The 15,978-nt window shown below is 68.5% G+C and carries 20 protein-coding genes and 1 pseudogene; 13 read left to right on the forward strand and 8 right to left on the reverse strand.

Going from position 1 to position 15,978, the window contains the following annotated elements; translation table 11 throughout:
* Window positions 1–49 precede the first annotated feature (49 nt).
* Both EPL03_RS02110 and EPL03_RS20690 read right to left on the reverse strand, forming a co-directional pair.
* The gene (locus EPL03_RS02110) at window positions 50–232 is read right to left on the reverse strand and encodes a hypothetical protein (protein ID WP_135827687.1); all 183 of its coding nucleotides are present in this window, start codon (window positions 230–232) and stop codon (window positions 50–52) included.
* Between the two features lie 214 nt (window positions 233–446).
* Window positions 447–2,756 (reverse strand): replication factor C small subunit, encoded by a 2,310-nt coding sequence (locus EPL03_RS20690; protein ID WP_135827688.1) that lies wholly within the window; start codon window positions 2,754–2,756, stop codon window positions 447–449.
* A 143-nt stretch (window positions 2,757–2,899) separates the two neighbouring features.
* On the opposite strand from EPL03_RS20690, the gene EPL03_RS02120 reads away from it, so the two are divergent.
* The 4 genes and pseudogenes from EPL03_RS02120 (at window position 2,900) to EPL03_RS02135 (ending at window position 5,464) form a co-directional block, all read left to right on the forward strand.
* On the forward strand, window positions 2,900–3,967 hold the full coding sequence (locus EPL03_RS02120; protein ID WP_135827689.1) for a polymer-forming cytoskeletal protein: 1,068 nt from the start codon (window positions 2,900–2,902) through the stop codon (window positions 3,965–3,967).
* 349 nt (window positions 3,968–4,316) lie between these two features.
* A pseudogene (samp2, locus tag EPL03_RS20265) lies at window positions 4,317–4,511 on the forward strand (ubiquitin-like small modifier protein SAMP2); the annotation flags it as partial.
* 36 nt (window positions 4,512–4,547) lie between these two features.
* Window positions 4,548–5,051, forward strand: a complete 504-nt coding sequence (locus tag EPL03_RS02130; RefSeq protein ID WP_135828563.1) for a peroxiredoxin family protein — start codon at window positions 4,548–4,550, stop codon at window positions 5,049–5,051.
* Window positions 5,048–5,464: a GNAT family N-acetyltransferase gene (locus EPL03_RS02135; protein ID WP_135827690.1), complete on the forward strand. Its 417-nt coding sequence runs from the start codon at window positions 5,048–5,050 to the stop codon at window positions 5,462–5,464. Before EPL03_RS02130 ends, EPL03_RS02135 begins: the two co-directional genes overlap by 4 nt.
* Before the next feature lie 7 nt (window positions 5,465–5,471).
* Here the strand turns inward: EPL03_RS02135 and EPL03_RS02140 are convergent, their stop codons facing one another.
* Window positions 5,472–6,890 carry a phosphoglucomutase/phosphomannomutase family protein gene (locus EPL03_RS02140; protein ID WP_135827691.1) on the reverse strand — a complete coding sequence of 473 codons (1,419 nt, stop codon included), beginning with the start codon at window positions 6,888–6,890 and terminating at the stop codon, window positions 5,472–5,474.
* 172 nt (window positions 6,891–7,062) lie between these two features.
* On the opposite strand from EPL03_RS02140, the gene EPL03_RS02145 reads away from it, so the two are divergent.
* Entirely contained in the window at window positions 7,063–7,686 is a 624-nt protein-coding gene (locus tag EPL03_RS02145) for an NADPH-dependent FMN reductase (RefSeq protein WP_135827692.1), read from the forward strand.
* A 3-nt stretch (window positions 7,687–7,689) separates the two neighbouring features.
* A complete protein-coding gene (locus tag EPL03_RS02150) occupies window positions 7,690–8,652 on the forward strand; it encodes an SDR family NAD(P)-dependent oxidoreductase (protein ID WP_135827693.1) in 963 nt (320 codons plus the stop codon).
* A gap of 45 nt (window positions 8,653–8,697) precedes the next feature.
* On the opposite strand, the gene EPL03_RS02155 is transcribed toward EPL03_RS02150, so the two are convergent.
* Window positions 8,698–8,973, reverse strand: coding sequence for a GIY-YIG nuclease family protein (locus EPL03_RS02155; protein WP_135827694.1), 276 nt, complete (start codon window positions 8,971–8,973; stop codon window positions 8,698–8,700).
* A 52-nt stretch (window positions 8,974–9,025) separates the two neighbouring features.
* Entirely contained in the window at window positions 9,026–9,181 is a 156-nt protein-coding gene (locus EPL03_RS19730; RefSeq protein ID WP_449272223.1) for a DUF7563 family protein, read from the reverse strand.
* Between the two features lie 418 nt (window positions 9,182–9,599).
* Here EPL03_RS19730 and EPL03_RS02160 point away from each other — a divergent pair, with 418 nt between their 5' ends.
* Window positions 9,600–9,767, forward strand: coding sequence for a DUF1931 family protein (locus EPL03_RS02160; protein WP_135827695.1), 168 nt, complete (start codon window positions 9,600–9,602; stop codon window positions 9,765–9,767).
* Between the two features lie 446 nt (window positions 9,768–10,213).
* Here EPL03_RS02160 and rpiA read toward each other — a convergent pair whose 3' ends face one another.
* Window positions 10,214–10,900 carry a ribose-5-phosphate isomerase RpiA gene (gene rpiA / locus EPL03_RS02165; RefSeq protein ID WP_135827696.1) on the reverse strand — a complete coding sequence of 229 codons (687 nt, stop codon included), beginning with the start codon at window positions 10,898–10,900 and terminating at the stop codon, window positions 10,214–10,216.
* Window positions 10,901–11,006: 106 nt separating this feature from the next.
* On the opposite strand from rpiA, the gene EPL03_RS02170 reads away from it, so the two are divergent.
* The 4 genes from EPL03_RS02170 to EPL03_RS02185 all read left to right on the forward strand — a co-directional run bounded on the left by EPL03_RS02170 (window position 11,007) and on the right by EPL03_RS02185 (window position 13,175).
* Window positions 11,007–11,822 carry an ABC transporter ATP-binding protein gene (locus EPL03_RS02170; protein WP_135827697.1) on the forward strand — a complete coding sequence of 272 codons (816 nt, stop codon included), beginning with the start codon at window positions 11,007–11,009 and terminating at the stop codon, window positions 11,820–11,822.
* On the forward strand, window positions 11,822–12,250 hold the full coding sequence (locus EPL03_RS20825) for an ABC transporter permease (protein ID WP_135827698.1): 429 nt from the start codon (window positions 11,822–11,824) through the stop codon (window positions 12,248–12,250). The genes EPL03_RS02170 and EPL03_RS20825 overlap by 1 nt, the downstream gene beginning before the upstream one ends.
* Window positions 12,251–12,438: 188 nt before the next feature.
* A complete protein-coding gene (locus EPL03_RS02180; RefSeq protein WP_135827699.1) occupies window positions 12,439–12,726 on the forward strand; it encodes a toxin-antitoxin system TumE family protein in 288 nt (95 codons plus the stop codon).
* A 41-nt stretch (window positions 12,727–12,767) separates the two neighbouring features.
* Window positions 12,768–13,175 carry an HVO_A0114 family putative DNA-binding protein gene (locus EPL03_RS02185; protein ID WP_135827700.1) on the forward strand — a complete coding sequence of 136 codons (408 nt, stop codon included), beginning with the start codon at window positions 12,768–12,770 and terminating at the stop codon, window positions 13,173–13,175.
* Window positions 13,176–13,415: 240 nt separating this feature from the next.
* On the opposite strand, the gene EPL03_RS02190 is transcribed toward EPL03_RS02185, so the two are convergent.
* Entirely contained in the window at window positions 13,416–13,718 is a 303-nt protein-coding gene (locus EPL03_RS02190; protein ID WP_135828564.1) for an amphi-Trp domain-containing protein, read from the reverse strand.
* A gap of 314 nt (window positions 13,719–14,032) precedes the next feature.
* The gene (locus tag EPL03_RS02195; protein ID WP_135827701.1) at window positions 14,033–14,257 is read right to left on the reverse strand and encodes a hypothetical protein; all 225 of its coding nucleotides are present in this window, start codon (window positions 14,255–14,257) and stop codon (window positions 14,033–14,035) included.
* A 157-nt stretch (window positions 14,258–14,414) separates the two neighbouring features.
* Here EPL03_RS02195 and EPL03_RS02200 point away from each other — a divergent pair, with 157 nt between their 5' ends.
* Both EPL03_RS02200 and EPL03_RS02205 read left to right on the forward strand, forming a co-directional pair.
* Entirely contained in the window at window positions 14,415–14,723 is a 309-nt protein-coding gene (locus EPL03_RS02200) for an ArsR/SmtB family transcription factor (protein ID WP_135827702.1), read from the forward strand.
* Window positions 14,724–14,943: 220 nt separating this feature from the next.
* On the forward strand, window positions 14,944–15,924 hold the full coding sequence (locus EPL03_RS02205) for a hypothetical protein (RefSeq protein ID WP_135827703.1): 981 nt from the start codon (window positions 14,944–14,946) through the stop codon (window positions 15,922–15,924).
* Window positions 15,925–15,978: the final 54 nt, after the last annotated feature.

The following is a 15,978-nucleotide window of genomic DNA, read 5'->3' on the forward strand; positions in this document are numbered from 1 at the left end:
GGGTAAAACAGTTCCGCAACCGCGTCCGATTCCGGCGGTCCGGGCGAGCTCAGTCGTCGGCCGCGGGCGCGGCGTCCTCGCGAGCGGACGCGGTCGACCCCGACCGCGCGCTCACCGGTTCCCCCCCGCAGTCGACGCAGACGTAGCTCCCCTCGACCGTCTTCGCGACGGGCGCGTTGCAGTCGATGCACTTCAGGCGCGCGTCCCGTACCTGTCGCGGATAGCGTCCCATGGATGTACTCCCCCCGAAGTACGCCCGGCCGGGGGAAAAGCGAGACGGCCGTCCGGCGTCGTTTCCGACGGTAGCGAGCGCGTTCCCGACTCCTTCGCTGGCGGCGCTCGCGTCGGTCGGGCGTTTCCGTCGTGAGCGCGACGGAAACGCCCGATTACGGTCGAACAGGACGCGCTTACTCGCGGAGCGAGGTCGGTGACTCGCCGAGCCGCGACTACTCCTCGTCGAGCGACAGCGACGCGAGCAGGGCTTCGAGCTGTATCTGCTCGTTCGCGCCCTCGGTGATGCGGTAGTCGACGTCGCCCACGCGGTCCATCAGTCGCACGGTCGCCGCGTCGTCGAGGTCGAACTCCCACACCGACCGGTGGAGCTGGTCGATGATGTCGCCGCCGGCCATCCCCTTGTTCGTGAGCAGGTCGTCGAGAATCGAGCGCGCCTTGCTGAAGTCGCCCGCGATTGCGTGGGACACCATCTCCTCTATCTCCTCCGGGCGGGCCGTGCTGGTGATGGTGAACACGGCCTCCTCGTCGACGACCTCGCCCATCACGGCCGCCGCCTGGAGCGCGTTGATGGCCTTGCGCATGTCGCCGTCGGCGGCGTACACCAGCGCGTCCACGCCGTCCTCGGTGGTCTCGATGCCCTCGGCCGCTGCGACCTTCTCGACCTGCGCGGCCACCGCCTCGTCGCTCAGCGGGCCAAAGCGGAACGTCGCGCACCGCGACTGGATGGGGTCGATTATCTTCGAGGAGTAGTTACACGAGAGGATGAATCGGGTGTTGTTCGAGAACTGCTCCATCGTCCGGCGGAGCGCCGACTGGGCGTCGCTGGTGTTGTGGGTCAGGATTCCGTTGGCGAGCATGAAGTTCGGTGTGCCCTCCATGCTGATGTTGTACGCCTTCCCACGGTGGCTGTATTCGATGCGGCGTATCTTCGCAGTCTCAACTGTTTGGAGTCCGCCGTCGGCCACGACTGCAGGATCGAATTCGTCTTTCCCGTAGTGTTCGTGGTGCGGGAGTTCGCCGTCACCGACCACGACGAACGTGTAGTCGTCGCCGTACGTTTCGAGGAACTCCTCTACCTTTTCGGTCTGTCCCCACAGTTCGGCGACACCCTTGACCTCGACCACCGTGTCGTCTATCAAGAAGTCCGGATGGAGCACCGAATCGGACAACTCGAACTCCGGTTCGTACTCGTACTCGATTCCCGCGTCTTGGAGCGCCTTTGCGACGTCGTATTCCCAGTCCGACCGGACGAGATGGCCGAGTTCGTCGCTGTGTCTGATGTTCCCGCCCGTCGGTTCGTGTCCCTTCAGCGCTTCCGAGACCTTCTGTGCGACCTCCGGGTCACGCATCGGGTTGTTATCGCCGGTAATATCGCAGACGGGATAATCGCAACTCTCCGCGCTCTTTTCGACGAGTCTCGCTTTCTCGCCTTCGTCTAGACTGTTCCACCATTCGGTTAAAGCCTCCCCGATGTTTTCCTTTACGGCTTCAGCATCGGCATCAACGACCCACTCGTCCCAAGGGGTTCCCGACCGCATTTCGCTGAACCGTTCCCGGAATCGCTCGACGGTCTCCTCGTCCATCTCCCAGACGCGAGTCCCGTGGAACTCGCCCCCGTAATTCGGGTTGTCCTCGCCTTCTAACCGTCCGTCGGAGAGCTTTTCGACGATCTTCTCGCGCCGCTCGTCCGACCACTCCGTTCCGTGCATCGGGTTGCCCCGACCCTGCATCTTCCGACTGTGTCCCTCGTTCTTGCAGTCGACGGAGCAGAATGTACCCGCAGTCCAATCCCCACAGGTCTCACACTTCGAGACGCCGATGTCGTCCCCGAAATCAGCGATTTCGTCGCCCGGTGACAGTTCTTCGAGTTCTTTCTCGACGAGTCGCCCGTCCTCTCCGACCACGAAGAATGGGTGAGTGAGGCTCGCTTCTATCGTCCGTCCGTCCGCCAGTTCGACCTCGAAGAAGTCCGCGACGCCGGAGTCCACGAGTTTTCCCTTGTCGGACTGCACCTCGTTCGTCTCGAAGTCGACGGACGGAATCGGCTCACCGTCCTCGGCCACTTCCTCGATTGGCTTCACTTCCGGTTTCGACGGGTATCCGGTAACGACTTCGGTCCCGGTCGGCACGCACAACGAGTCCGCCTCGTCGAGGAATATCACCCGGTAGTTGTACCCGCCGAACGACGACCGCGCGAAGTTCTTGATGCGGTCCCGGACCACGTCGATGCCCCGCTGGTCCGAGGCGTTGAGCTCCATGAAGTTCTGCTCCCAGTCGTCGCCGTACAGTTGCTTGGCGATGGCCACCGCGCTGGTGGTCTTCCCCACGCCCGCCGGCCCCGAGAACAGGAGGTTCGGCAGGTCGTCGCGCTCGACGTACCGCTTCAATCGCGCGGTGATGTCGTCGTGGCCCGCCACCTCGTCGAGGCTCTGGGGCCGGTACTTCTCTATCCATATCTCGTCCCGGCCCGCGCCCGCCGCCGACTCGGCTCCCTCGTCGGCCTCGCTCTCGACCTCGCTCATGTGGGTCACGAGGCGCTTGCCGGTCTTAAAGTCCCCGAGGTTCGGCCGGCGGTCCGACCCCCCGCTCGGCGCGGCCTGCTGGAGCCCGGTCGCGGCACAATTAACAGGGAAATTACTATTTCCCGGGGGGACGAACGGCCGGTATGGACCGACGATTCGCACTCGCGCTCGCGGTGGTCGTCGCGCTGGCGGCGGTGCCAGCGCCGGTCGCCGCCCAAGAGACCAGGAGCGGCGGGACCGTCACCGTCGAGGCCGACGAGACCGTCGACGGCGACCTCACGGCGTTCGGCGGGACGGTCGTGGTTCGGGGCACCGTCGACGGCAACCTGACTGCGGCCGCCGGCAACGTCCTCGTGGCGGGGCAGGTGAACGGCGACCTCGAAGCGTTCGCCGGCAACGTCCGCATCAACGGCACCGTGACCGGCGACGCCAGCGCGGTCGGCGGCAACGTCTTCCTCGACGAGGGCGGCCGGGTCGACGGCGCGCTGGAGGCCGGCGCGGGCAACGTCGTCGTCGAGGGCGAGGTCGGCGGCGACGCCCGACTCGGCGCCGAGACGGTGACGGTCGGGCCGAGCGCGGTGGTCGGGGGCGACCTCGCGTACGGTGGCGACCTCGACCTCGCCGACGGTGCCAGCGTCGCGGGTGAGGTCCGCGAGGAGTCGAACGTCAATCCCGACGTGGGGCCGGTCGGCGGCACCCTGCCCGGCTGGGTCTCGTGGGCGTACGGCCTGCTCGCGAACCTCGTCCTCGGCGCGATAGCGGTCCTCGCGTTCCCGCGCTTCTCCGACGGTCTGGCCGACCGGGTCGCGGGCGACCCGCTTCGCTCGGGCGGGGTCGGGTTGCTGTTGCTGGTCGGCGTTCCAGTCTTGCTCGTCCTGCTCGCGATCTCGCTGGTCGGCATCCCGCTCGCGCTGGTCGGCGCGTTCGCGTACGCGTTCGTGCTGTGGCTGGGCTACGTCTACGGCGCGTTCGCGGTCGGCACCCTGCTGCTCGGGCTCGCGGACGCCGCCAACCGGTGGCTGGCGCTGGCGGTCGGGCTCGTCGCCGTCTCGCTGGTCGGCATCGTGCCCGTCGTCGGCGGACTGGTCGAGTTCGCCGTCCTCCTGCTCGGGCTGGGCGCGCTCGCGCTCGGCGTCCGGAACCGCTACCGGGGCCGGCGGGCGAGCAGGGCGGGCGAGCCGTCCGACCTCGACTCCGGGGCGACGGCGTAGCGATTCCCCCCGACCTGCGGCCCGCGTGGAGAAGCTGTTTTATCCGGCGCGTGCGGGCGCGACCTCGTGTCGCGCCCAACGCGCGAGGGACGAGCGAAGCGAGGAGGCTGGGGAGGTGTGAGGCCCGCGGTCGCGGCGCTGTGCGGTGTCTCATAGGTCTCGGCAGTAGCTAGCTCGAACTGTCCGGTCGGCCCCGTCGCGTCTCCCCCGAGGAGTCACGAACATCGACAGTAGCCCGCTCACACCGCTACGACGGCGACGGACGACAGCGTGACGCGAGCGACTGTTTGAACCTGTGAGACGCCGCGACCCCGACACGCTTACCTCGCGCGCCGCGCAATCCTCCCTCATGCACGTGACCGTCGAGGTCGTCGGCGAGGGGAGCCGCGACCTCGAAGTCGAGGACGCGACCTACGCCGACCTGCTCGCGGCGGTGGGCCTCAGCCCGCACGAGGCGTCGGTGATGGTCGACGGTCGCCCGGTGCCCGAGGACGAACCGGTCGAGGCCGACCACGTCAAAATCCTGCGGCTCATCAAGGGCGGGAGCGGAGCGAGCGACTTCGAGCGCGAGCGCGAGGGACTGGGCGTCTCGCGGCTCGACTTCGAGTTGCCCAACGCCGGGACCGGCCCGGACCCGCTGGCGCTCTCGGAGTTGGCGGCCGACCCGGACACCGACGCGGTGGTCGTGTTCTTCCAGCGCGACGACCGGTGTCGGAACTGCCGCCGGCAGGTCCAGGACGTGGCCGACCGGTACAGCGAGTTCCGCGAGCGGGACGCGGCGGTCGTGTCGATTCTCCCCGAGTCGAAGGCGACCGCCGAGGAGTGGCAGGAGCGGTACCACCTCCCGTTCGCGCTCGTGGCCGACGAGGGGAAGGACGTCGCCGCGGCCTACGGCCAGCCCACGCGGTTCGGCAAGTTGGGCGAGTTGAGCGACCTGCTCGGCCGGATGCCCCAGACCGCGATTCTGGACGCCCGGGACGGGCTCGAACTCCACGCGGTCCACCGTGGCGACTCGCCGGGCGACCGGCCCTCGGTCGACGACGTGCTGGCGATGGTCGACCGGCTGCTCGCCGACGAGGGATGAGTCGAGCGGGCGGGACGGACGTCGCGGTCCGCGAGGCGACCGATGAGGACCGACTCGGCGTCCGGCGGGTCCTCGACGCCGCGATGCTCGACGTGCGCGAGGACCTCCCGGCGCGAATCGCGGCCGGCGACGTGCTGGTCGCGACCGACGGGAGCACGCCGATTCTGGGCGCGCTCGTCCTCGTCGCCCGCGAGTCCGGCGCGCACGTCGACGCGGTCGCGGTCCGGCGCGCGCGGCGCGGGCGGGGCGTCGGCTCCGCGCTGGTCCGGGCAGCCGCCGAGCGCCGCGACCGACTGACCGCCGCGTTCGACCCGGACGTGCGCCCGTTCTACGAGTCGCTGGGGTTCGACGTCGAGCCGGTGACGTCGGAAGAAAATCGATTCCGGGGCACCTACGAGTCGGGGTCGCTCTGAAGACGGCTCACACCAGCGGCTCGACCAGTTCCCGCCCGGCGTCCAGCAGCGTCTCGACGCGCTCGGCGCTGTCGGCCTCGGCGTAGACTCGCATCTTCGGCTCGGTCCCGCTCGGGCGCACGAGGAGCCACGACCCGTCTTCGAGCAGAATCTTGAAGCCGTCCGTGTCGTTGACGCGGTCGACGCGCTCGCCCGCCACTTCCTCGGGCAGGTCGGCTTCGAGGTCGGCGAGGACCGGCTCCTTCCGGTCGTCGGGGCAGTCGACGCTCAGCTTCGACTGGTGTATCTCGCCGAACTCGTCGAGTAGCGCGTCCACGCGGTCGTCGAACGAGCGCTCGCTCTCCATCTTGGCGGCCAGCACCGCCATCAGCACGCCGTCCTTCTCGCGGTTGTGGCCCCGGATGGAGAACCCGCCGGACTCCTCGCCGCCGACGAGCGCGTCGTGGTCGCCCATCGCCTCGGCGACCCACTTGTAGCCGACCGGCGTCTCGATTACCTCCTCGCCGTGGGCCTCCGCGACCCGGTCGACGAGGAACGTGGTCGAGACGGTCCGGACGGCGGGGCCCGAGTCGTCTTCGAGCAGGTAGTCGTACGCCGCCGCGAAGAAGAGGTTCTCGTCGAGGAATCCGCGCTCGGGCGTGACCACCGCAATGCGGTCGGCGTCGCCGTCGTTGGCGACGCCGAGGTCGGCGTCCTCCTCGCGGACCGTCTCGACGAGGTCTTGGAGGTTCTCTTCGCTGGGCTCGGGGTTGGTCCCGCCGAACTCGGGGTCCTGCTCGCACCGAAGCCGCACGACCTCGGCCCCGGCGTGTTCGAGGAGTTCGTCGGTGAACCCCCGACCGGAGCCGTGCATCGCGTCGTAGACGACTTCGAGGCCCTCGAAATCCGGGTCCGACGGCGGGTCGGCCGTCTCGTCCGGGCTCACGCCGAGCAGGTCGTAGACGTGGTCGCCGTACGACCGCATGAAATCGGCGTCGTCGATGGTTCCCCACTCGCTCTCGTCGAGCGCGCGCGGCTCGGCGATGCGGGCCATTATCTCGTCGGTGACCGCGGGCAGGGCGGGCGCGGCGTCGTGGGGGAAGAACTTCACGCCGTTGTACTCGGGCGGGTTGTGGCTGGCCGACACGATGAGCGCGCCCGCCAACTCGCGGTCGGCGACGGCCCAGACCGCCAGCGGCGTGGGACAGTCCCGCCGGGAGATGAGCGCGTCGAAGCCGTTGGCCGCCAGCACGCGACACAACTGCTCGGCGAACCCCCGCGAGGTCTCGCGGGCGTCGTAGCCGACCGCCACGGTCCCGCCGTCGCGGTCCTCGACCTCCCGCAGGTAGTCGGCCACCGCCTGCCCGACCATCCGGACGCGCGGGGCGGTGAACTCGTCCAGCGTCGCTCGCCAGCCGTCGGTTCCGAACGAGATCGGCGTCTCCATGTCGCTACCGTCTCCGCGAGCGCCGAAAAAACCACTGTGTGTCCCGTCGGCACGGGGCGGTCGCCCGGCGGACTCGGTGTCGTCGGAACCCGGGCCGCGCCACTGTTCGAGCGGGCCCGGGAATTCGATTCCGGAAACTGTTATTCGGTTGAGCACGCTACGTCGAACCACGATGAGCAGAACGCCAGTCGTGGCCGCGCTCTCCGGAAGCATGCGCGACGACAGTTACACCCGGACCGCGCTCGGGCACGTCCTCGACGCGGCGTCCGAGCGGGGTGCCGACACGGAACTCCTCGACGTGCGCGAGTACGACCTGCCGGTGTTCGACCCCGACGACGACGAACCGCCGGCCGCGACCGAACTCAAGCGGAAGCTACGCGAGGCCGACGTCGTGGTGTGGGGCAGCCCCGTGTACCACGGCTCGTACTCGGCAGCGTTCCGGAACGTCCACGACTACTGTGGCTTCGACGAGTACGAGGACACCACGGTCGGACTGCTGGCGAGCGCCGGCGGCGGTACGTTCGCCAGCACGCTCGACCACATGCGAATCACCGCCCGCGGCGTCCACGCGTGGGTGTTGCCCCATCAGGTCGGCATCCGGAACGCGCGGGACAAGATCGAGGGCGGCGAGATACGCGACGACGACATCGCCGACCGCGTCCGGAAACTGGGCGAACAGGCGGTCGAGTACGCCTTCATCGACCCCGACGTGAGCGCGCCCGAGGCCGGAGCCGAGGGGGACGCCCGGACGGACGGGCGGGAAGCCGACGCGGACGGACAGGACGCCCACGAGTGAGCGATGGGCCTCACCGTCCTCGTCACGGGCGCGACCAGCGGCATCGGCCGCGAGGCGGCCCTCCGGTTCGCCGAGCGGGGCGCGACGGTGCTGTTGACCGGCCGGGACCGCGGGGCCGGCGAGGCGGTCCTGTCGGCGGTCCGGGACGCCCATCCCGACGCCGGCGGCTCGTTCTACCGGGTCGACTTCGCGGACCTCGGCGCGGTCCGGGAACTCGCCCGCGAGGTTCGGGCCGAGCACGACCGCCTCGACGTACTGGCGAACAACGCGGGAACGTCGCTGAGCGAGCGACGCACGACCGCGGCCGGCATCGAGGGCGGACCCGACGGCGGCGTCGAACGCACCTTCGCGGTCAACCACCTCGCGCCGTTCCTGCTCACGAACCTGCTCGCCCCGCTCTTGCGCGCGACCGCGGCCGCCGGCGACCGAAGCGCGGAGTCCCGGGACGGAGGCCCTGCGCGGATCGTCACGACGGCCAGCGGCCTCCACGAGAACGGCTCGCTGTCGGACCTCGACGCCGTGGTCCGTGGCGAGAGCTTCGACGGACTCGACGCCTACGCCGACTCCAAGCTGGCGAACGTGCTGTTCACCGTCGAACTCGCCGAGCGACTCGACGGGACCGGGGTCACGGCTAACTGCTTCCATCCGGGCTGGCTCCCCCACACCGGGCTCGTCCGGAACGCCACGGGCTTCTCGCGGCTGTTCACCGGCGCGGCGTCGCTGGTCGCCCGCGTCGCGCCCGTGGGGCCGTTCGAGTCGGTCGCGGGGGCCGCCGACGCGCTGGTCCACCTCGCCACGAGTCCCGGGGTCGCGGGCGTTTCGGGCGCGTACTTCGACCGAAAAGAGCGGGCGACGCCGGCCGGCGTGACTGGCGACGCCGCCCTCCGCGAGCGGCTCTGGACCCGGAGCGCCGAACTCGTCGGGCTCCCGTCCTCGGTGCCAGCGGGCGACCCGATGCGCGAGTAACCGGCCCGGGTGACCCGCTGGCCGAGCGACGGCCTCGGGAATCGGTCACTCGAACCGGTCGGGCGGCGTCCCCGCGTCGCTGTCGACCAGTCGCTCCTTCCCGGCCCGCGTGAGCCGTTTGACCTCGTACTCGCGGGACATCGCGGCCGACCTCGAGTCGAACGCTTCGACGTGGACCAGTTCCACCGGCGTCCGGCCGCGCGTGTACTTCGCGCCCTCGCCCCGGTCGTGTTCGCGGACGCGGCGCTCGACGTCGGTGGTGTAGCCCGTGTAAAAACTGCCGTCGACGCATTCGACGACGTAGACCCAGTGGCCCGGCACGCCTCGAAGGTTCGTCCCGTGTTTCTTGTACGTTCGGTTCTCCGGCTCGCGGCTACGCTCGCGGCTCGCCGGTCCGCTCGCGCGCGACTTCCGCGATTCCGGCGTTCGCGGAGCACGAGGGGCACGCCTTCAGCCGGCCGCCCTCGTCGGCGAACACGCGCGCGAACTTGTCCGACACGTGCGAACCGCAATGGTCACACTCTGGCATTGGCATTCAGCTGGCGGGGCTCCCGCCAGTGGCAAAATATTTGTCCCGATAGACTAAAAATCCTTCTCAAATCCGATTCTCAGTTCTCTAAAACTGAAACAACGTTTTTGTACCCTCGGTCCAAAGCATGAAGGATTGACAGTGTTTCTCACCCGAGACGAACCGACCGCTCGTGAGATGCGACACGACTCGTCACGCTCCCCGAACGCGCGTCCGTCGACCGGAATCCAACCGCGATTTCCCCTCACTGGGTGTTCTCCGAACCCTGTGGCGCGCCTCTCGGAACTGCTGGCACACAACTCGATTGTATTTATAACTTTTGGCTGTCGGCATAGATGACCACGGACCGACCGACACTGGGCCGCTCTCCTGAAAATTTGAGAAGCTTTATTAGGGGTGGACGGAAAGACAAACCCGTATGGCAGACCTCATCGTCAAAGCCGCCGTGAAGGACGCACTGGACGACAAGAACGTCGCGTCGGACTTCTACGACGCTCTCGACGACCGCGTCGACGAGCTCCTCGACGAGGCCGCCCGCCGCGCCGAGGCCAACGACCGAAAGACCGTCCAGCCCCGCGACCTCTGAATTCGGGACGCCAGTAGACGGCACCGTTCCTTTTATCGCACCGCCGATGAGGTAGCCGATGGCTCGTTCTCCGTCGGGAGTCGATGGTGTCGAGACGGCTGTAGACTGTGAGAAGCGGTAGTACTCCGGCCGCTAGCTACTGGTCGTATTTTGGGCGCTAGCTACTGGTGATACTCCCGACGCTAGCTACTGCTTGAGCCAGTGAGTGACCGCACAGCACCGCACCGCGACCGTGCTGCGACCGCACCGCACAGCACCACACCGCGACCGCGAGCCTCAGGCCTCCCCAACCGCGACGAGGGCGCTGGCGCACTCGCGCCAGCGCCCTCGCCGCCCTCGCGCGCGAGCAACGCGCGCGCCAACGCGGGGATTGAGTCGAAGTCGAGAGCAATCGCGAGTGTTCGGTGAGCCGTCGCGTTCGAAGCGTCCCCGCATCGGTCCCGCGGTCAGAACGTCCGCACGTCCACGCCCGACTCGGTCCCGACGTGGACCGCGTCGGCTATCCCGACGAACAGACCGTGCTCGACCGCGCCGGGAATCCCCGCGAGGTCGGCCGCGAGGTCGGCCGGACGCGGAATCTCGCCGAAGTCGCAGTCGAGGACGAGGTTGCCGTTGTCGGTCACGACCGGCCCGTCCTTGCGCTCGGCGGCCCGGAGCTCGGGGGTCCCGCCCAGCGCCCGCACCGCGTCGGCGGCGGTGGTCCGGGCGTCGGGCAACACCTCCACCGGCACGGGGTGGTCGAGCCGGTCGGCAGCCTTGCTCGGGTCGGCGACCACGAGCAGGCGGTCGGCGGCAGCGTCGACTAGCTTCTCGCGGGCGTGGGCCGCGCCGCCGCCCTTCACGAGGTGCGGGCCCGAGAACTGGTCGGCCCCGTCGATGGCGAGGTCGACCGACTCGGCCGCGTCGAGCGCGGTGAGGGGGACGCCGACCTCCAGCGCGAGCGCCCGCGACTGGTAGGAGGTCGGAACCCCGCGCACGTCGAGGCCGGCGTCGACCCGCCGGCCGAGTTCCCGGATGGCGTGGGCCGCGGTCGACCCCGTGCCGAGCCCGACGACCGCGCCGTCGTCGACCGCCTCGGCCGCGCTCTCGCCCGCCGCGCGCTTCGCCGCGTCGCTTCCGTCCGAGGTCTTCATGGGTCGCTCTCGGAGGCGAGGGACCAAAAGGGTGGGCGGGTCGGTCGCGAGGTCCGGCGGGTCGGACGCCAGCGTTTTGGCGCTGCTCGGCGTATCCCGGGGGACGATGGCTGCCAGCGACTCGGACGCGGGGGGCGAACCGGGGGCCGACGGGGTGGAATCGGGGGCCGACGGGACGAATTCGGGCGGAACGGCCGACGGGACCGACCGGGGGAACGCGGTCGCGCTCCGGGACGTGCGCAAGACCTACCACCTCGGCGAGCCGGTCCACGCGCTCGACGACGTCTCGCTGTCGATTCCGCGCGGGTCGTACACCGCCGTCATGGGCCCCAGCGGCTCGGGCAAGTCCACCCTGCTCAACCTCATCGGCTGTCTCGACACGCCCACCGAGGGCGAGGTGTGGGTCAACGACCGCGAGGTGTCGGCGCTCTCCCAGCGGGCCCGCACCCGGGTCCGAGGCCAGGAGGTCGGGTTCGTCTTCCAGACGTTCAACCTCATGCTGAAGCTGACCGCCGCCGAGAACGTCGCGCTCCCGCTCGTCTTCGAGGGCGTCGGCAAGGCCGAGCGGGCCGACCGCGCGGCCGAACTGCTCGAACAGGTGGGACTGGGCGACCGGGCCGACCACCGGCCCAACGAACTGTCGGGCGGCCAGCGCCAGCGGGTCGCCGTCGCTCGCGCGCTCGCGAACGACCCCGCCATCCTGCTGGCCGACGAGCCGACCGGCAACCTCGACCAGGAGACCGGCGAGCAGATAATGGGCCTCTTTCAGCGGCTCCACGACGAGGGCAACACCGTCCTGATGGTGACCCACGAGCGCCCCATCGCCGAGCACGCCGGGCGCGTCGTCCACGTCCTCGACGGCACTATCGAGCGAATCGAGGAGATAGCGTCGCCCCGGCGCGTCGAGTCTGAACGCCGCTGATGGAACTGGTCGAGAGCCTGCGGCTGGGCCTACGCTCGATACGGAGCCACCGGTTCCGGTCGGCGCTGGCGATACTCGGCGTCGTCGTCGGCGTCGGCGCGGTCATCACCTTCGTCACGCTCGGAACCAGCCTGCGGGCCGACGTGCTCGGGCAAGTGAGCGCCGACCAGTCGCCCAACCTCTACGTCTGGGCCGGCCCGGAAGGCGCGGACGGCAGTCCGGGCGCGGGCGCGCAGCCGGCGTTCACGGCTCGGGACCTCGACCGACTCGGCGAGATTCGGGGCGTGGCGTCGGTCGTGCCCCGGGGCGTGGTCCCGACGGCGGCCGTCGCGGTCGGCGTGGGCGTGACTGTCGGCGTGCTCGCGGGAATCTACCCGGCGTGGAGCGCCGCGCGGACCGACCCCATCGACGCCCTCCGGTACGAGTGACAAGTGGTCGCGGTGCGGTGACGGGCGGTCGCTCATCGGCTCAAGCAGCAGCGAGCGTTCTCGTCGACCTTCAACCGGTGTCGCGGACGAACCGAGACGACCTCTCTTTGCCGATAGTGGAACCCGATTTGCGCGATTCCGCTCTTCCCTAGATTTTTTATCCTATGGGGAGAACACCATAGTATGGGATGGCAGACGACGAAACGTTGGTGCAGTACACCGACGAACGCGAGGACGGAACGATAGAACGAGTGTTCATCCGACGCACCACCGACGCCGCGTATCCGAGTGGTTGGCGTTACAGCCTCCACTACGGGACGAAAGACGGCGAAACCATCGTCCGCTACGACAACGCTCACGAAGCCACGAAAGGCCACGAACGCCACGTCGACGAACAGGTGACGATTATCGACTTTCCGGGCATGATGGAACTGTACGACCGGTTCCTCCGGGACGTCGAGGACAATCGACCCTGAATCACGCCGTGGTCTGCCATCGAAAACGAGGTACCCACGCCATGACCGAACCCACGAACCCACGAACGTTACAGGTGCGCGTCGGCGAGACGAATCGCACTCGGCGAGAGGCCCGCGAGAAGATCGCGGCGCTCGAACGCGGCGAGAACGTCGAGGACATGCTCGTATTGAACCTCCCGAACTACGCCGAACTCGCACGGCTCACCAGAGAGAAGAATCTCGAACTCCTCCGAGCGCTCGCCCAGCACGACCCGGCCAGCATCCGAGCGGCGGCCGACTTGGTGGACCGCGACTACAAGGAGGTCCACCGGAACCTGAACGAACTGGAGACGCTCGGCGTCGTCGAGTTCGAGGACGACGGGCGCTCGAAGCGGCCGGTCGTCCGCTTCGACGAACTCGAAATCGACGTGTCGCTCACCGACGCCGAGTCGGTCGACGCGGCCGCGTAGGATTCGACCCATCGACGCGCTACAGTTCACGAGGTCCCAGAGGACGCTCACCCCGCTGACTCACCGAGGAATTGTAGAACGCGGGACGGAGACGGTGGCACCCGTCGACGCCCGACGCCGCCGGGACCTCCCCGCAGACGATTCGACGTACGTCGCCACGAGAGACAAACATCTCCCACGTCGCCGAAACCACCGGCTCGGAACCCCGTCGCGGCGACCGCGAGCCTCTCCCTCTGGGCGTCACTCCACGCTCAGGTCGCCGTCGCCGCGCGGTTCGGTGAACTCGAACTCCACCTCCAGTTCGGCCTCGCGCCCGCCCGCGAACTCCACCTCGACTTCGACCGGTTCGCGGTACTCGAAGGGAATCTCCCACTCCTCCGAGGAGAGCGTGAGCGTCGTGTCGTCCTCTATCTGGTCGGCGAGGTCCCGAAGGAACGACGCCGTGGCCGCCCGCGAGAGATGTATCTCGCGCTCGAAGAAGCCGTCGGTCACCGTGGTCCTGTTCCGCTCGCTGTCGTCCGGCAAATTCACCCGGTCCCCCATGTCGTGGTCCCCCACGTCGTCGGCGTACGGCCCGACGCGCCAAGTATCGTCCGGTGCGTGGAGATATCAGGGCGTTCGTACCTGGGTACAGCGTTCTCGTTGTCTTCGTGTTGGATTTCGTGGCCGACGCTGAAGGCTCGAAACACAAGTAACGCGCGCTCGGGACGAACAAAATCAAGCTCGCCCCAGGAGTTGTCGCGACGCTTGTCACTGTTAATCCAGACGCTAAAACGACTTTTCAGGCCAGACGACGAAAGTTCAGACAATTAGAGTGAGTGGCGGAAACTACACCGCTGGATACCGGCCACCTGATATCATCGGTCGACGAAGCGTTTGGTCGTTTCGGTGTTTCCGAACAGTCCACGGCGAACGGCGGCCAACCATGTGAAAAACGAAAGTATCACACCCCAAAAGACACCCGTCGCCAGCTCACCCGCTGGATGGAAGAGCATTGCCATCCCCACAGCAAGCGGGACCGTCAACAATAGAGAGACAAACTGCTTGACTGCAAGTCTCCAATCCGTTTCGTTATCCCTCATGAATCGCCATACCATCCGAGTGTACTAAAGAGCTTCAGCACTTGACAAAGCCGGCTCCGTCGACTGCCTCCGGACCGCACTCCGACCACCACCCCGTCCGATTTCGCCCTGCGACCGCCGGATGGCTTTTTGTTCGGGCCGTCGTATCCGCGATATCGTGTCGCTCATCGACCTACTGGGGAGCAAGGCCCGCATCCAGATACTCCGGGAACTCTCACGCGAACCGCGGTACGTCTCCGAACTCGCCGACCTCGTCGGCATGGACGGCAAGACGGCGGTCCACCACCTCTCGGCGCTCGAAGATGCCGGCCTCGTCGCTCACTACCGCCGGGGTAATCGGAAGTACTACTACCTCGCGCGGACCGTCGAACTCCGGGCCGCCCCGCCGCCCGAGCGCACCTTCGTCCTCCGGACGGGCGAGCGTCGCACCGACCCGACCGAAGTCGAGTCCGCGGACGACGACTGACCGACCCGCCCGCCACACGCTCCGCCTAGCCTCGCCTCGCCGCTCGTAACGCGGGATTTATCGCCGCACGCGCACCCGAACCCCGTCGGAACGCCGGTTCCGACCGCGCCCGGCTCGACGCGGCGTGCCGAACGTTATCGGTCGGGAAAACCCGGCTTATCCCGATGAACGGTTCGAACGGTATCTCCGATTTAACGCGGGTGCTGGCGTGTCTCTCGGCGTGAGAAGCATGAAACGGCGGCAGTTCGGCGCGATGCTCGCGACGGCGGCGGTCTCGCTCGGGAGCGTCGGGCACGTGGCGGCGGAGACGACGGCGCAATCGACCGACCCCCTCGAAGTCGAGGACGTCTCGACGACGATCGGCGGGGCGACCGCGACCGTCGGACGGGCTGCACTGACCTACGAGGAGAGCACGATGACCTTCGAAGTGAGCGACTGGCGGACCGAGAGCGATGCGGGGACGCTCTCGACGGACGCGGTCGAGGTGGTCGCGGAGGACGTTTCCGCCGAGACCTACGACGCGGTCCGGTCGGCGATGGTCGAGGCCTACGAGGGCCAGTCGATGTCGCCGCTCCTGACCGCGCTCGCCGAGGCCGAACCGAACCCGGAGTCGCCGGTCGCGGTGACGGTCGAGTCGGTCGAGACCGACGAGCAGGTGGTGGCCGACGGCGTCACCGCGACCGGGACCGTGCGGTCGGTCGTCCCCGAGGGCACTCGGGCGCTCGCGGCCGGTGACGCCTCGATGTCGGACCTCGACGCGCTGGGGAGCTCGGAGTGGAGCCAACTCACCGTCGAGCGCGGCGACGCCGAACTCGCGGCCGACGACGTGGTGATGGAACTCGACGGCGCGGCGCTCGCGGTGACCTCGCCCGAGGGCACGGCCACCGCCGCGGACGGTGAGTTCGAGTTCGCCGAGCTGGAGGCGACCCTCGCACCGCCGGAGACGATTCCCTCGGCCCACGTCGAGTTCGCCTCGCAGGCGCGCGAACTGGCGGCCGACGGCGAACTGACCGCCTCGGCGGTCGAGTCGGCCGCCGCCGACGCGGGCGTGACAGTCTCGAACACGGCCGAGGCGGTCCGGAGCGCCAACGTCGAGATCGCGCTCGCCGAGGTGACCGAGGGCGGCGAGACCGTCGTCTCGGACTTCGCGACCAGCGGGACGGTCGCGGAGTTGCTCGCGGTGCTGGACCAGCAGGCCTGAGCCTGCGGGCGATTTTTCGAGTGCGTGCGGGCAAGCGACGGCTCCGAGGAACGT

This window comes from Halorussus halobius (genome assembly GCF_004765805.1).
GTDB lineage: Archaea > Halobacteriota > Halobacteria > Halobacteriales > Haladaptataceae > Halorussus > Halorussus halobius.

Bases quoted from the DNA above. Each gene is read 5' to 3' on its own strand.
- EPL03_RS02190 (WP_135828564.1), bottom strand. From the start codon at position 13,718: ATGGGGGACCGGGTGAATTTGCCGGACGACAGCGAGCGGAACAGGACC.
- EPL03_RS20825 (WP_135827698.1), top strand. From the start codon at position 11,822: ATGGAACTGGTCGAGAGCCTGCGGCTGGGCCTACGCTCGATACGGAGC.
- EPL03_RS02160 (WP_135827695.1), top strand. From the start codon at position 9,600: ATGGCAGACCTCATCGTCAAAGCCGCCGTGAAGGACGCACTGGACGAC.
- EPL03_RS02185 (WP_135827700.1), top strand. From the start codon at position 12,768: ATGACCGAACCCACGAACCCACGAACGTTACAGGTGCGCGTCGGCGAG.
- EPL03_RS02195 (WP_135827701.1), bottom strand. From the start codon at position 14,257: ATGAGGGATAACGAAACGGATTGGAGACTTGCAGTCAAGCAGTTTGTC.
- EPL03_RS19730 (WP_449272223.1), bottom strand. From the start codon at position 9,181: ATGCCAGAGTGTGACCATTGCGGTTCGCACGTGTCGGACAAGTTCGCG.
- EPL03_RS02145 (WP_135827692.1), top strand. From the start codon at position 7,063: ATGAGCAGAACGCCAGTCGTGGCCGCGCTCTCCGGAAGCATGCGCGAC.
- EPL03_RS02150 (WP_135827693.1), top strand. From the start codon at position 7,690: ATGGGCCTCACCGTCCTCGTCACGGGCGCGACCAGCGGCATCGGCCGC.
- EPL03_RS02140 (WP_135827691.1), bottom strand. From the start codon at position 6,890: ATGGAGACGCCGATCTCGTTCGGAACCGACGGCTGGCGAGCGACGCTG.
- EPL03_RS02120 (WP_135827689.1), top strand. From the start codon at position 2,900: ATGGACCGACGATTCGCACTCGCGCTCGCGGTGGTCGTCGCGCTGGCG.
- rpiA (WP_135827696.1), bottom strand. From the start codon at position 10,900: ATGAAGACCTCGGACGGAAGCGACGCGGCGAAGCGCGCGGCGGGCGAG.
- EPL03_RS02170 (WP_135827697.1), top strand. From the start codon at position 11,007: ATGGCTGCCAGCGACTCGGACGCGGGGGGCGAACCGGGGGCCGACGGG.
- EPL03_RS02135 (WP_135827690.1), top strand. From the start codon at position 5,048: ATGAGTCGAGCGGGCGGGACGGACGTCGCGGTCCGCGAGGCGACCGAT.
- EPL03_RS02180 (WP_135827699.1), top strand. From the start codon at position 12,439: ATGGCAGACGACGAAACGTTGGTGCAGTACACCGACGAACGCGAGGAC.
- EPL03_RS02110 (WP_135827687.1), bottom strand. From the start codon at position 232: ATGGGACGCTATCCGCGACAGGTACGGGACGCGCGCCTGAAGTGCATC.
- EPL03_RS20690 (WP_135827688.1), bottom strand. From the start codon at position 2,756: ATGAGCGAGGTCGAGAGCGAGGCCGACGAGGGAGCCGAGTCGGCGGCG.